Origin of the sequence: Flavobacterium davisii (genome assembly GCF_019565505.1) — a bacterium.
Taxonomy (GTDB): domain Bacteria; phylum Bacteroidota; class Bacteroidia; order Flavobacteriales; family Flavobacteriaceae; genus Flavobacterium; species Flavobacterium davisii.
Genome location: NZ_CP067378.1, coordinates 3,321,649 through 3,336,345, shown reverse-complemented (window position 1 = coordinate 3,336,345; position 14,697 = coordinate 3,321,649). Strand labels below are relative to the sequence as shown.

The window sequence follows — 14,697 nt, the reverse complement described above, 5'->3', positions numbered from 1 at the left end:
GTAGAAGTAACAAATAATACGTTTATTTTTATTTTTTTGAGCAATCCTCATTCCTATATACATATTAAGATAGCAAATAGAAAATTAAAACAATTAAATACTTCTATATTAAAAGATACAGAAATAATTTAATCCCTGATTCCGTATTAGATTTTATTGTGAAACAAAAATTTTGAATAGATTGAAGTAATCACAAAAAATTTTAGAAGAAGAAAATAAGAAACTATTTAAATGATTAAAATAGGAGTATTTACCTAATACGGGATGGGGTTAAACCAAATACTTTAAATCATTTTATTGTAACCATAGCATCTTATTTTAGTATCTTTACAAAAAAACAAATCGTTTATTTACTTTAGATTTAATTGAAAAATTTAGCATTTCTCTTTCTATAGAATATAATTGTACTGCATATAGCATATTAAAAAGAAAAAACATGAGAAAAATTATAATACTAATTTTATTATTATTCAGTCATTTAAATTTTTTTCACAGGAAAAAGTATTATTTGTAGGAAATAGTATGACCTACTTTAATAATATGCCAACATTATTTCAAAATCTTGCCAATACGAAAGGAAAAAACATTCAGGTACAACAATATACACAAGGAGGTACTGGATTTGTAAATCACATAAGCGATAAAAATGTTTATAACCTATTTACTTCCCAAGCATGGGATGCAGTTATTCTACAACCCGGTACTGGAGAATCCGCAGGTATTTCTTTTCCCACAAAAACAACAATAAAAAGAGGAAAACAATTAATTGATACCATACAAAAATATAGCCCTTGTTCTAAAATAATATTATACGAAATTTCAAATGGTATTGGATCAAACAATAATGGTGGAGGAAATTATGATAATTACTTTGCAAGTCAAACAAAAATAAAAGATTCGATAACAGCAATTGCACATGGAATGAAAGTCCCTTTTGCATCAGCAGGCGAATGTTTTAGAGAGCATTATGAATCTAAACAAGACTTATTATTGCATTCTTCTTATAATGATGTTCATCCGAGGATTAAATGGTTCCTATCTTGTTGCTTGTTCCATATTTAATACACTATATCAAGAAAATATAGCACCTTGTCATTTTTATGGTGGTATTAATGAAAATACCGCAACGTATTTACAAAAAATATCGGATAATGTTATCCTTAAAAACAAATCGAATTGGCTTATAAATACTTACAATATTCATTCTGATTTTTCCTTTTTAATTAAAGGAACCAATATTTATTTACAAAATAAATCTAATAATTATGATTCATTATCTTGGAATATTAATAACGAATACAGAACAAATGAATCATCCCCTACTCATAATTTTACATCTACTGGCGATAAATCTATTACTTTAACAACTTATAAAAATGGTTGTTCAGAATCTGTTACTAAAACTATTCAAATTTCTTCTTTAGATATAAATGAAGTAAACGAAATAAACTTTTATTATTACCCCAATCCTACAACAGATTTATTGTATTTAGAAACTAAGAAAAAATTACCTATTAAATTTAGTATTATTGATTTAAATGGAAAAATTATTATTCCAGAAAGAACTTTAGAAAAGAATTATATAGACACCCGTTCTTTAAATAGCGGTATTTATATTCTTTTACTTAATCAAGAAAATATAACAACTAAAATTAAACTAATAAAAAGTGAAAATGGACAATGAAAATTTAAACTGGATAACTTCATTAAGAGTCTTAGCTACATTCAGTGTTATTTTTCTACATAGTGCATCGGGAATACTTTACCTATACGGAACTATCTCTGCTTTTGATTGGTGGATAGGAAATATTTATGATAGTATTGTTAGATTCTGTGTTCCTATATTTTTAATGATTTCAGGTACTTTAATTCTATCTAAAGACTATGAAAGTACAAGAGAATATTTAAAAAAAGAGTTTTAAGAATATTTTACCCTTTTCTTTTTTGGAGCATATTATACATTTCTATAGATCTTTTTCATAAAATTAATAAAGGAGAATATTTAACCTTTCTCCAAATTTTCAAATTTATTTTAATTAAACTAAAAACTGGAGCTAGTTTCCATTTCTGGTATATCTACATGATAATTGGACTCTATTTATTTTTTCCTATAATTCAAAAATGGTTAAAAAAATCGGATGATGATCAAATAAAATATTTTTTAATCATTTGGTTCTTTTCGCTTTTTACTAAATTACCTATTATTGATAAATTAATTCCTCCTATTGAAATTTCTTATTTTTCAGGTTATATAGGATATCCTATTCTAGGATATTATCTAACTAAAGTAAATTTTAATTTTAAAAAAAAGAAAGTAATTTATCTATTTTTAATATTAATTGGAATTTTAATTACAATATTGGCAACCTTTTTTATGACTCAATACAAAGGAAAATTTTACGATGGTTTTTATAACTATTTAACTCCCAATGTTGTAATAACTTCTATTGGATTGTTTTTATTATTTAAAGATTTTATAAAAATTAATTCAAACATAATTTTAACCTTAAGTAACTATAGTTATGGCATCTACTTAGCTCATATTTTTGTAATGGCAATGTTAGAAAAATTAGGTATTTCATATACATTCATAAATCCAATAATTGGAATTCCCGTAACCAGTATATTGTGCTTAACTATTTCAACATTAATTGTTTGGGGTATAAATAGTTTCCCTTTTGGTAAATATATAGCTGGATAAATGAGAATACAACTTTAAACAAAATTCTAGATTAGACTTCATTTTAAAAACAAATATTTTCAATAAATTCAAGTATTCACAGAAATTTTTAAAAAAGAAATAATATACTATTTTAATGATTAAAATTTGAGTAGGTACTTGAATTTCAAGAAAAAATAAAGTAGAATAATTTTGATTTGCCCATTCACTTTAAATCTAATGTCAAATTTGGGTTTAAGTCATATTCAAAACCTTTATTTTTCATATTTTTTGATACCATATATGTATACTATTTTTTATATATTTGAGTTATATAATTAAGAATATAAGTCCAAAACCATACTTTTTTAGTTAAATTAAAAAATTAATAGAATAAATAAAATGACAAAGAAAATTTTAACAACTATAATGCTAACAGCATTATTCCTAGGTGCTTGTAATAACAAAAAACAAGACGTTATAGAAGCTACACCAACAGTAGAAGCTAAAAAAATAACAGATATTTCTAATGAAGTTGTCACAGGAAAAGCAACGGATAAAGCAGGAGCAATATTAGAATACACATTTAATAATGCTCAAAATACTGCAACTCTAAAATTTAACAACGGAACCATTGAGTTAGTAGCTGACACTACTGCATCTGGTTCTAGATTTAAAAATGATCATTACGTATATTCTGAATGGCATGGAAAAATAACTCTAGAAAAAGATGGAAAAACAATTTTTGAGGCAGGTAAAGAAACAATGCCTAAATAAAATTGAACCGTTATAAATATTCTTTTTAAAGATCATACCCAAAATATTAAAGAGACTGTCCTAAAAGGTCACCCTCTTGTTTCGACCAAAAGGAGAAATTACATAATTCTAAAATGTAACTTCTCCTACCGTCGAAGTGACAAACTAGATATTCAGTTTTTACTTTTAGCCCCCTACTATTTAAAATAGCAAGATATTATCTGATAAATATTCCATCCTTGCTTATACTTTAAAATATATTATAAATAAAAAGAAGTTTTAATCCAAAAAATAAGACCTTTTCAGGCTTAGGTTATCTTAAAAGTTCGCAATCTTGTCATTTATGTAACAGAGAAAAAATTACATAATATTTAATATTGATAATCTAACTGATCCCTTTGGTTGAAGTAACAAAAGACGCGACGCATTCATTTAATTTTTTTGTCCCCATATCGGAATTTCAAATTTCGGAATACTCACTATCTATAATTAGAGTCGACAACTAGAGTTAATAAAACTTTTCTTTTTATAAAAATACCCCCAAATAGTGTCGGACTTTTTGAGGGTAGTTTAAATTTTTTATACAATCTTTATTTCAATAGATTGTATGACAATTTTATAATATGCTAAAGAAGTTTAAAAAAATCTTTAAAATAAGAAGTATTTTCAAATCATTTATTATTACTCCTTTACTATTTTTTTAACAATTTTGTAACCTGTTTTATTTTCTGCAGAAAATAGGTATATCCCTTTAGGCAATTCCGAGATATTCATTGCATCTGTATTTTGTTTGTTTTTAAAAACTAATTTACCCTCTGCGTTGTAAATGGCAACATTTTCTAAATCTTCTGAAAAATACAATACTTCTTTTGCAGGATTTGGATATAATGCAAAACTATTTTTTACATTTTCTGTTGTAGAAAGCATTTCTTCTTTAATTTTAAAATCTTGCCAAACATCAGCTGCTTGATATACCGCAACTTTACCAGCTGGAATTTTTAGATCTATATCCTGTAAAGTAAGAGCATTAAAAACATCACTAGATATTTTAATTGGATTTTCCCAATTTACGGTAATAGCTGCTAAAGCTCTGCAATTTTCAAAAGCTTTATCTCTAATATAGGTAACAGAATTAGGAATAGTAACACTAGTTAAACTTCTACAATCCTGAAAAGCACCATATTTAATAGAAGTAACGGAATCAGGAATTGTAATAGAAGTTAAACCTCTACAATCCTTAAATGAATACTTTCCAATAGAAGTAACAGAATTAGAAATCTTAATAGTAGTTAAACCAGTGCAACTATCAAAAGCGCTATCACCAATAGAAGTAACGGAATTTGGAACAATAAGAGCGGTTAAACTAGTACAATTTTGAAAAGCTCTATCACCAATAGAAACAACTGAATTAGGAATGGTAGCAGAGTTTAAATTGGAACAGTAATAAAAAGCACTTTTCCCTATGGAAGTAACAGTATTAGGAATAGTAACAGTGGTTAAGCCTGCACAGCCAGAAAAAACAGACTCTGCAATAAAAGTAATAGAATTAGGAATCGTAACATTATTTAAACTACGGCAATTACGAAAAGCGTTAACCCCTATAGAAGTAACGGAATTAGAAATGCTTACAGAGGCTAAACTTCTGCACCCCTCAAAAGCGTTATCACCAATAGAGGTAACGGAATCGGGAATAATAAGGGACTTTAAACCTGTTTTATAAAAAGCACTTTTCCCTATGGATGTAACAGAATTAGGAATCGTAAGAGCTGTTAAACTAGAACAAAAATAAAAAGCATTATATCCAATAGACGTAACTGAATTAGGAATAGTAACAGTTGCTAAATTAGAACAACCAGAAAAAAGATTGTTTCCAATAGACGTGACCGAATTAGGGATGGTAATCGCCGTTAAACCTTTACAACCTGCAAAAGCATAATTATCTATCGACGTAACAGAATTAGGAATAGTAACAGTGGTTAAAGCTTCTGAATCAGTAAAAGCAAAGTATCCAATAGAGGTAACGGAATTAGGAATCGTAAGAGACGTTAAGCCTGTTTTATAAAAAGCGCTATCTCCAATAGACGTAACAGTATGGGGGATGGTAACAGCCGTTACGTCTTTACAATCTTTAAAAGCATCATATCGAATAGAAGTAACGGTATAGGTCAAACCTGCATTGTCTACAGTAGAAGCAATAGCAATAGCACCGCTAATAGAGGTATTAGATGCTCTTACACTTACATTCATATCTGACGTTACAGCATAGGTTAAATTTCCTATTGTAAATTCTTGCGAAAAAATACTAACTGTAAATAATAGCGCTACTATTACATTTAATTTTTTTAATTTTTTTTTTATTTCCATCATAATATTTTTTTGCAAATTTAAAAATAACTTCCCACTTACCCTAACCTTAAGACTGTTTTATTAAAGCTAACACGCTTAATATTCAGTATATTTTTCTTTATATAAGGCTCTAATAACTCATTTTCTCTTTTCTGTTCTTTATTTATTTTTGTTGTAATATCAGGTCTTTTTTTGTGATTTTTTTCTCCTCCTTTTTTCTCTAAAAAATTGAAATTCTATTTCACTACATCGTAATCTATTAATCTTAAAAACTCTACTATTATTTTATTATTTTTATTCAAATTATAACTTTACATGTACTACAGTAAAATAAATAAAATGAATATTTTAAAATTTATATAAAATATATTTTTAGTAAAATATTAAACCATCTATTTTAGAGGTTATTTTTACATCACTTTAAAACCTCTTTGACTTGTTTAAAAAGAGGGGTACTTTGTATATAAATATTTTTTAAAACTATTTTAAAAGTCTGAAATGATATAATTTTATAACTATAGATTATTTCTACTATTCATAGTTCAATATCCTCTATTTTGAAACTTTTCTTTTTTTCAATACTCTAAAAATGAATCCAAATAGTAAAAAATAGGATCAGACTATTCTAGTATCATTTAAATCAATATCTAAAAAAATGTTTATTTAAATATTTTATTGCAAATTTGCATTACCAAATTAATTAAATCATGCCAAAAGTTTCAAATAAAGGGCTTCAAATGCCAGAATCTCCTATCAGAAAGTTAGTACCTTATGCAGAAACTGCAAAAAGAAAGGGGCACAAAGTATATCATTTAAATATTGGTCAGCCAGATATTCAAACTCCAGAAGTAGCTTTAGAAGCTATTAAAAACACTGATATTAAAGTTTTAGAATACAGCCATTCTGCTGGTTTTGAAACATATAGAACTAAATTAGCTGAAAGTTATAATAAAATAGGTTTACCTATAGCTAAAGAAGATATAATTGTAACAACAGGAGGCTCAGAAGCACTACTATTTGCTTTAGGTAGTACGATGGATTCTGGTGATGAAATTATTATTCCAGAACCTTTTTATGCAAATTATAATGGTTTTGCTACTGCATCTGGAGTGAAGGTAGTTCCTGTAATGTCTGGAATAGAAACTGGTTTTGCACTGCCTCCAATTGCTGATTTTGAAAAATTAATAACGTCTAAGACAAAAGCAATTTTAATTTGCAATCCGGGTAATCCAACAGGTTATTTATATTCAAAAGAGGAAATAAATCAATTAGCTGAATTAGTAAAAAAATACGATTTGTTTTTAATTGCAGATGAAGTATACCGTGAATTTGTTTATGATGAAGGAGCAAAACACTATTCTGTTATGAATGTTTTGGGTATAGAAGATCATGCTATTATGATTGATTCTGTATCTAAAAGATATAGTATGTGTGGAGCCCGTATAGGGTGTATCGTTTCAAAAAATAAGTTAGTAATGGAAACAGCTATGAAATTTGCTCAGGCAAGGCTTTCTCCTCCTACTTATGAACAAATAGCTAGTGAAGCTGCTTTAGATACTCCACAAAGCTATTTTGAGGAAGTAATAAAAGAATACAAGGACAGACGCGATACTTTAATTGAGGAAATGAATAAAATACCGGGAGTAAAAATTGCCACTCCTAAAGGTGCTTTTTACTGCATTGCTCAATTACCTGTTCAAAACGCAGATGATTTTGCACAATGGTTATTAGAATCTTTTGATTATAATGGAGAAACTGTAATGGTAGCTCCTGCTGCTGGATTTTATTCAACACCGGTGTTGGGCTTAATGAAGTACGTATAGCTTACGTATTAAAAAAAGAAGATATCATTAAGTCAGCTCAAATTTTAGGAGAAGCACTGAAGATATATAATAAATAGTCCAACTATTTTAGTTTTTAGTAATTCACTATATTTGCAGATCAAAAAAATTGAAATAAAATATATTTATATTAATGGCTCATAACGAAGAATTTAACGAAGAATTAGGACACAGTCATATAGCAACTAGTGCTACTACCCCTTTGCGTAGCGATGCTTTTGATTTATCAGATGAAGAAAAAATAGCTTCAATCCGTAAAGATGTTGAAAGTATTTTAAACACTTTAGGAATGGATTTAACAGATGATAGCTTAAGCGGCACACCTAATCGCGTAGCGAAAATGTTTGTTAAAGATATTTTTGGAGGCTTAAATCCAGATAAAAAACCAGGGATCTTCTACTTTTCAAAATCATTATAAGTACAATGAAATGCTGGTAGAAAAAAATATTGTTGTTTATTCTACTTGTGAGCATCACCTTTTGCCTATTATAGGTCGTGCGCATGTGGCTTATATTTCTGATGGTACAGTAATCGGTCTTTCTAAAATGAACCGTATAGTAGATTACTATGCAAAACGTCCTCAAGTACAAGAACGTTTGACTATGCAAATTGTACAAGAATTACAAAATGTATTAGGAACTGATGATGTAGCTTGTGTGATAGATGCTAAACACTTATGTGTTAACTCACGCGGTATTAAAGATATTGAAAGTAGTACTGTTACTGCTGAATTTGGCGGTAAATTCAAAAACGAAGCAACTCGTAAAGAATTTTTAGATTATATAAAATTAGAAACTAAATTTTAATGTTCAGCTAAATGATTGGATTATGATAAATTTATTAAATAATCCAATCATTTATTATATACAAATTCTAACCCATGCACTTATACACATCCAATCCTATCAAAGTTTACAATACCTTAAGTGGTCAAAAAGAACCCTTTATTCCTATACATGATGGTAATATAGGTATGTATGTATGTGGCCCTACCGTATACAATTATGTACATTTAGGTAACGTTCGAACTTTTATGAGTTTTGATGTTATTTATCGTTATCTGTTACATTTAGGTTATAATGTACGTTATGTACGCAATATAACGGATGCTGGACACTTAACGGATGACGGTAATATAGATAATGATCGTTTTATAAAACAATCTCGTTTAGAAAAATTAGAACCTATGGAAGTTGTACAAAAGTATACGGTATACTTTCATAAAGTTTTAGATTTATTTAATTTTTTACCTCCTAATATAGAGCCTACAGCAACAGGTCATATTATAGAACAAATTGAGTTAACCCAAAAATTAATAGATAAAGGTTTAGCTTATGAAAGCAAAGGTTCTGTATATTTTGATGTGGAAGAATATAATAAAAGAGGACTTAATTATGGTGAGCTAAGTAATCGTAATATTGATGAATTACTTGCTAATACTCGTAATTTGGATGGACAAAATGAAAAAAGAAATCCTCAAGATTTTGCTTTATGGAAATCAGCCTCTCCTGCACATATCATGAGATGGAACTCTCCTTGGGGAGAAGGATTTCTCGGCTGGCATTTAGAATGTACAGCTATGAGTACAAAATACCTAGGTGAAAAATTTGATATTCATGGTGGCGGTATGGATTTAAAATTTCCTCATCATGAATGCGAAATTGCACAAGGAAAAGGGTGTAATGGTTCTTCTCCTGTAAAGTATTGGATGCACGCCAATATGCTAACGATGAATGGCCTACGAATGAGTAAAAGTACAGGTAATTTTATTCTTCCTATGGAATTAATTTCAGGTAATAATACTTTTTTTGAAAAAGCATTCAGTCCTAGTATTATTCGTTTTTGCTTTTTACAAGCTCATTATCGAAGTGAATTAGATATATCTAATGATGCCATGATGGCAAGTGAAAAAGGATATAACAGATTAATGGAAGCTATTAAAAATATTGATTCAATTACACCTAAAGAGGAATCCTCTGTCAACGTAGCTGAATGGGTAGAAGGTTGTTATCAAGCTATGAATGATGATTTTAACACCCCTATCTTAATAGCCCATTTATTTGAAGGAACTCGTTTTATTAATCTTTTAAAAGATGGTAAAGAAACTATTACCCAAGAAGATTTAGAATTAATAAAAAAAACAATAAATCATTTTGTATTTGATATTTTGGGTATTGAAAACGAATCATCAACAAATAATCATTCACATAAATTGGATGGCGTAATAGAAATGCTTATTACAATGCGTAAAGAAGCACGAACAAATAAAAATTGGGCTTTATCAGATTTAATTAGAGATCAATTATTAGAAATAGGTATTCAATTAAAAGATGGTAAAGAAGGAACAACTTATACATATTAAAAATACACTTTTTTACGTTTTATTCTAACTTTAAAAGAGTCATTCAAGCTAAATTACGCGGTAAAAGTTTATTAAGATAAAATGAGATTTAATTTAACAAAATATATTATTTTTTGTCCTCAATGTAATAAAAGGATGTCTGTTAGAAAAAAAAAATATACCTTTTTATTCTCATCAAAAACTTTGTCGCGTAATTTGAATTTTAAAAAAACATTAACCTTTCCTCTTATTTTTCTGGTACGCATTTATCAATATATCATTTCTCCTTTAATGCCTGCCACTTGTAGATATCAACCTACTTGTTCACATTATATGGTAGAAGCCTTAACTAAACACGGAGCTTTAAAAGGATTATGGTTAGGAATCAAGCGTATAGGACGATGCCATCCTTGGGGAGGTAGCGGTTATGATCCTGTACCTTGATTATTATATCTTATTCCTAAAATAGATTCAATAATATATTGAATTTAATTTGATGAATCAAAAATTTTTGTTATCAAATCAATATTCCATTCTAATAAAGGATTATAGGATAAAAAGCCCTTTTTAACTTCTAAAGGACTATCAATGTTGTTAAGATATAAAGCACCTGTACCTAGACCTTGAGCCATAATATTTTGTTTTATAAAAGTATACTGAGCAATAGCATTAAGACCAATATTAGATTCTAAAGCAGATGTAATCCACCAACCTATATTATATTTTTCTGCTAATTGAATCCATTGATCAGTACCTTTAAATCCTCCTATAAAACTTGGTTTTAATATAATATATTGAGGCTTTACATCTAACAAAAGAGATTCTTTTTCTTCTAATGAAAAAAGACCTATTAATTCTTCGTCTAGTGCAATGGGTAATTCTGATTTTGAGCAAATTTCTTTCATTTTATCTTTTTGTCCTTTTGCTATAGGTTGTTCTATACTATGAATAGAAAGGTCTGCTAATTTTTTTAATTTGTCAAATACCGTCACAAAATCAAAAGCTCCATTTGCATCTACTCGTAACTCTATCTGTTCTTTTGAAAAATTTGAACGAATGAATTTTAATAGTTTATATTCTTTATCAAAGTCTATTGCTCCTATTTTCATTTTTATGCAATAAAAACCTTGTTTAATCTTTTCTTCTACTTGCTGCTTCATAAATGCTTCATCTCCCATCCATATTAAACCATTAATAGGAATCGTATTTTGTCCTGTTGTAAATGCAGAAGGAAATAATTCAAAAGGGTTATGAGATTCTAATGATTTAAAAGCCATTTCAACACCAAATTGTATGGAAGGAAATTCTAAAAGGTTATCCCAAAGTACATCTTTTCCTAAATGAATATTTTGACAAACCCACTTTAATTTTTCTTCATAATCAGAACGATCATCAACTGATAAACCTCGTAATATACCACACTCTCCTATCCCCTTTTTATTATTTTTTTCTAAAATTAAAAACCATGTTTCTTTTTTATTCAATATTCCTCTTGAAGTTCCAGCAGGACGTTTAAAATCTAATAAATATTTTGTATAAGTAGCTTTCATATATTCAGATTATGTGCAAAAATTAATTATATAATCTCCAAATTTTATCTAAGTTTTCTTGTGGTAGAGATGATTTTTTAAATTTTTCTAAATCGTTTATTGCTTTATTTTGCCATGTTTGCTTAGCTGAAATATTTTGTGATTTATATTTTTTATGAATTTCTTTAGATTTAGATATTTCGTCTAAAAACATATAGACATGTGCTAAATTTAATTTTATTTTTAATTCACTTTTATCTTTAGCCTCTCCCAATAATAATGTTTGCAATGATTTTTCAAATTGATTCGTATTCATGTACATTTCTGCTAAAAAATTATAATCTAAAGCATTAGCATATTCTGTAGCAATTAATCTATTCTGAACCCAATTAATTGCTTCTTCTTCTTTTTTATTTTTAAATAAATTTTCAGCTTGTTGGCAAATTAATTCATTATAAAGTGACATACAATTGGCTTGCTTAAAACATGCAGGATCATTTTGTTCTATAAAAAAAGACTGTTCTTGTTTACTCAGATTTAAAAAATCTTGAAAACGATATTTATCCATTATTTTATTAAGTAAACAAAAAGCAATATTATGGAATAGATCTGTTTTTAAATTTTTAGATAGAGCGTTTTTTTTAATATTTTCTAATATAATTTCTTTATTATTTTTATTCCATCCTCTACTGGCTGTATAATCAACCCAAGGAATTACTTCTAATATTATTTTTTCACTCATTAACCAATTTTGACTTTTAAAAGTAAACCAAAGGTTTTTGGTGTTTTCATTTAAACAAGTAGATTTTAAAGATATAAGTTTACCATCTTTGCTAACAGGATTTTTTTGATATAGGCAGGCTTTTTGAATTGATTCTGTCTGGATAAAATCAAGACTAGAGGACTCATCTATAAATATTGCATAAGTACATTTATCAACTCCTGAAATAGAAGAAACTAAAGAAATAGCACTTCCTGTACCTTTTCCTATAAAATAAGGATCTGGAATGGCTTTTAATACAGATGCAAGATCACTTACCATTTTTTGATTTTCATCAAGTAGTGTAATACGATAAGCTATTTCAGTAGTTCCTACAGGTAAATCTTGTGTTTTTACTACTAATTTTTCACCAGCAGAAAGATTTATTTCTTTAGTAGTTCCTCTCTGATTATCCCAATAACCGGAAGGCGATTGTGTATATCCTGTAAGGAAGTGTAAAATAAAAATTATATTGTAAAAATGGTATTTCATTAGAATCTTATAAAAATTAAAATAAAGAAGCTGCATAAATGTGAAAAACAGATTATTTTTTTATTATAGATAATAAATAATTGCCCATTTCACTTTTAGACAGCTTAATAAAAATAAATCTTTTGTTAAATTACCCAAATAACTTTTTCCAAAGACTCTTTTTTTCCTCTTTTTGTTCTATTTCAGGGATTTTTGCAATAGGAAGATCTAACATTATTTCTCTAACTATTTCGTGTTTGGCTATTTTTATTTGAGATCCAAATTGTAAACTTTGGGTATCACAATTTCCTATAATGATATCACTCACTTCATTAGACGAAACTAAAAAATCTTTATTTATGATACCAGCAGCTTCCAATATTCCTAGGTTATTAGATTTAGCATACTCTAAACTACTTAAGAAAATCGTAATACGTTCTCCAAAAAAAGCATTTAAGTCATCTTGTACACTTCCTTTTTTAGCATAATCCTGTAATAATTCTATTACTTTATTATAAGGAATGTATATACCTCCACTTTTTTCTCCTGAAATTTTATTATTGACCTTTAATAGTCTATCTTTTTCTTGCTTTACTATTTCTTGCCATTTTTTTGTATATCTTTCAAAATAAGATTTTTTATCTATTAATTTTGAAAAAGAAAAATCTTTTAAATAGAAATACTTTCTAAAAAGACCTTGAACGAGCGCTATATTATAGGCATGAGCTTCATCAAAATTATTTTTTGATTGAGCATTTTTAGCTGCCATTTTCATTATTTCAACATAGGATTTTAAACTCTCTTCTTTAAGATTAAAACGCCTACCATTTTTCACAATTTCATAATATACATGATCCAATATACTTTGAAATTTCAAATCACAATACCATTCGTTTATTTCTTTTTCTGAAATTGGATGATAACTACAATTCATTATTGATTAAAAATTAATGTTAATGATAATATTAAAGATATTAAAAAAGTACTTATTGCTAATTTTTTTAATTGAGGATCTAAGGCTCTATTATCTGGACAATTATAAACAGTCATCAAATGACTTATTAAAGGAAAATAGGCAACTAAAAATATATATTGATCCCAACTAAAATTAGATAAATAAGCAAATAAAATAATTAAAAACATTGCTGTAATAATTAAAAAGTAATGGTATCTTTTAGCATTATTCCCTCCTATTTTTACAACTAAAGTGTTTTTACCTGATCGGCGATCTAAAATTTCATCGCGCATATTATTTAAATTTAACACTCCAGAACTAAGCATACCAATAGCGGAAGCAGGTAAAAGTAATAGAGTATTAAAATCTTTTGTAAATAAGAAATTAACACCTAAAGTACTTACCCAACCAAAAAAAATAAAAACAAAAAGATCCCCTAATCCTTTATAACCATACGCCAAATTCCCAACGGTATATTTTATAGCTGCTATAATAGACACTATACCCAAACCAAGAAAAAATAAGGAATAATTAAGGTATTTATCTTTAAAAGAAAAATAAATAAGTAAACAAGCTGATAAAAAACTAATAATAGCTGTTAGATATACAGCTATTTTCATCTGTTTTGGGGTTATTTCACCACTTGCAACTAATCTTTTTCTCCTATTCTATTGGCATCTGTTCCTTTTACCCCGTCTCCATAATCATTTGCAAAATTAGAAAGTACTTGAAAACTAATAGTTGTAAACACAGCTAATATAAAAATTTTCCAATCAAATAATACAATAGAGCTAATGTTACTTGTTTTATAGGCATACATACTACCAACCAAAATACCCGAAATAGATAAAGGTAAAGTTCGTAATCGTGCTGCTTGTATCCACTGTTTCATATTTTTTGAATAAATAATATTTTGAAATAGTAATTAGTGATTATAGTCATCATTACTATATAATTTGTTAAATCACAAAACTAATAACTCTTTAAAAAGGAGTAGTAAAAAGAATTTTATGATAATATTCTGTAAAAAATCTTTTTA

The 14,697-nt window shown here is 27.6% G+C and carries 9 protein-coding genes and 4 pseudogenes; 8 read left to right on the top strand and 5 right to left on the bottom strand.

Features of this window, described 5'->3' with window-relative positions; translation table 11 throughout:
* Nucleotides 1-540: 540 nt before the first annotated feature.
* From JJC05_RS15870 to JJC05_RS15850, 4 genes and pseudogenes are all read left to right on the top strand, one after another.
* The gene (locus JJC05_RS15870) at nucleotides 541-1,062 is read left to right on the top strand and encodes a hypothetical protein (protein WP_235877841.1); all 522 of its coding nucleotides are present in this window, start codon (nucleotides 541-543) and stop codon (nucleotides 1,060-1,062) included.
* Nucleotides 1,007-1,684 (top strand): PKD domain-containing protein, encoded by a 678-nt coding sequence (locus JJC05_RS15865; protein ID WP_235877840.1) that lies wholly within the window; start codon nucleotides 1,007-1,009, stop codon nucleotides 1,682-1,684. The genes JJC05_RS15870 and JJC05_RS15865 overlap by 56 nt, the downstream gene beginning before the upstream one ends.
* Nucleotides 1,674-2,701 (top strand): annotated as a pseudogene (locus tag JJC05_RS15855) (acyltransferase). The gene JJC05_RS15865 and the pseudogene JJC05_RS15855 overlap by 11 nt, the downstream one beginning before the upstream one ends.
* Nucleotides 2,702-3,061: 360 nt before the next feature.
* Complete coding sequence (locus JJC05_RS15850; protein ID WP_235877836.1) at nucleotides 3,062-3,436, top strand: MliC family protein; 375 nt, start codon at nucleotides 3,062-3,064, stop codon at nucleotides 3,434-3,436.
* 660 nt (nucleotides 3,437-4,096) lie between these two features.
* On the opposite strand, the gene JJC05_RS15845 is transcribed toward JJC05_RS15850, so the two are convergent.
* Nucleotides 4,097-5,782, bottom strand: coding sequence for a leucine-rich repeat protein (locus JJC05_RS15845; protein ID WP_235877834.1), 1,686 nt, complete (start codon nucleotides 5,780-5,782; stop codon nucleotides 4,097-4,099).
* Nucleotides 5,783-6,468: 686 nt separating this feature from the next.
* On the opposite strand from JJC05_RS15845, the pseudogene JJC05_RS15840 reads away from it, so the two are divergent.
* From JJC05_RS15840 to yidD, 4 genes and pseudogenes are all read left to right on the top strand, one after another.
* A pseudogene (locus JJC05_RS15840) lies at nucleotides 6,469-7,661 on the top strand (pyridoxal phosphate-dependent aminotransferase).
* 74 nt (nucleotides 7,662-7,735) lie between these two features.
* Nucleotides 7,736-8,408 (top strand): annotated as a pseudogene (gene folE, locus JJC05_RS15835) (GTP cyclohydrolase I FolE).
* A gap of 74 nt (nucleotides 8,409-8,482) precedes the next feature.
* Complete coding sequence (cysS, locus tag JJC05_RS15830) at nucleotides 8,483-9,964, top strand: cysteine--tRNA ligase (protein WP_235877832.1); 1,482 nt, start codon at nucleotides 8,483-8,485, stop codon at nucleotides 9,962-9,964.
* Between the two features lie 195 nt (nucleotides 9,965-10,159).
* A complete protein-coding gene (yidD, locus tag JJC05_RS15825) occupies nucleotides 10,160-10,387 on the top strand; it encodes a membrane protein insertion efficiency factor YidD (RefSeq protein WP_235819769.1) in 228 nt (75 codons plus the stop codon).
* A 44-nt stretch (nucleotides 10,388-10,431) separates the two neighbouring features.
* Here yidD and JJC05_RS15820 read toward each other — a convergent pair whose 3' ends face one another.
* The 4 genes and pseudogenes from JJC05_RS15820 to menA form a co-directional block, all read right to left on the bottom strand.
* Complete coding sequence (locus JJC05_RS15820) at nucleotides 10,432-11,493, bottom strand: o-succinylbenzoate synthase (protein ID WP_127823020.1); 1,062 nt, start codon at nucleotides 11,491-11,493, stop codon at nucleotides 10,432-10,434.
* 22 nt (nucleotides 11,494-11,515) lie between these two features.
* On the bottom strand, nucleotides 11,516-12,724 hold the full coding sequence (locus JJC05_RS15815; protein ID WP_181142906.1) for a tetratricopeptide repeat protein: 1,209 nt from the start codon (nucleotides 12,722-12,724) through the stop codon (nucleotides 11,516-11,518).
* 130 nt (nucleotides 12,725-12,854) lie between these two features.
* On the bottom strand, nucleotides 12,855-13,637 hold the full coding sequence (locus JJC05_RS15810; RefSeq protein ID WP_105196961.1) for a hypothetical protein: 783 nt from the start codon (nucleotides 13,635-13,637) through the stop codon (nucleotides 12,855-12,857).
* Nucleotides 13,637-14,550 (bottom strand): annotated as a pseudogene (menA, locus tag JJC05_RS15805) (1,4-dihydroxy-2-naphthoate octaprenyltransferase). The gene JJC05_RS15810 and the pseudogene menA overlap by 1 nt, the downstream one beginning before the upstream one ends.
* Nucleotides 14,551-14,697: the final 147 nt, after the last annotated feature.

What these genes read in the sequence shown, in the direction of transcription:
- JJC05_RS15870 (WP_235877841.1), top strand. Translation starts at nt 541, where the DNA reads ATGCCAACATTATTTCAAAATCTTGCCAATACGAAAGGAAAAAACATT.
- JJC05_RS15865 (WP_235877840.1), top strand. Translation starts at nt 1,007, where the DNA reads ATGATGTTCATCCGAGGATTAAATGGTTCCTATCTTGTTGCTTGTTCC.
- JJC05_RS15850 (WP_235877836.1), top strand. Translation starts at nt 3,062, where the DNA reads ATGACAAAGAAAATTTTAACAACTATAATGCTAACAGCATTATTCCTA.
- JJC05_RS15845 (WP_235877834.1), bottom strand. Translation starts at nt 5,782, where the DNA reads ATGATGGAAATAAAAAAAAAATTAAAAAAATTAAATGTAATAGTAGCG.
- cysS (WP_235877832.1), top strand. Translation starts at nt 8,483, where the DNA reads ATGCACTTATACACATCCAATCCTATCAAAGTTTACAATACCTTAAGT.
- JJC05_RS15820 (WP_127823020.1), bottom strand. Translation starts at nt 11,493, where the DNA reads ATGAAAGCTACTTATACAAAATATTTATTAGATTTTAAACGTCCTGCT.
- JJC05_RS15815 (WP_181142906.1), bottom strand. Translation starts at nt 12,724, where the DNA reads ATGAAATACCATTTTTACAATATAATTTTTATTTTACACTTCCTTACA.
- JJC05_RS15810 (WP_105196961.1), bottom strand. Translation starts at nt 13,637, where the DNA reads ATGAATTGTAGTTATCATCCAATTTCAGAAAAAGAAATAAACGAATGG.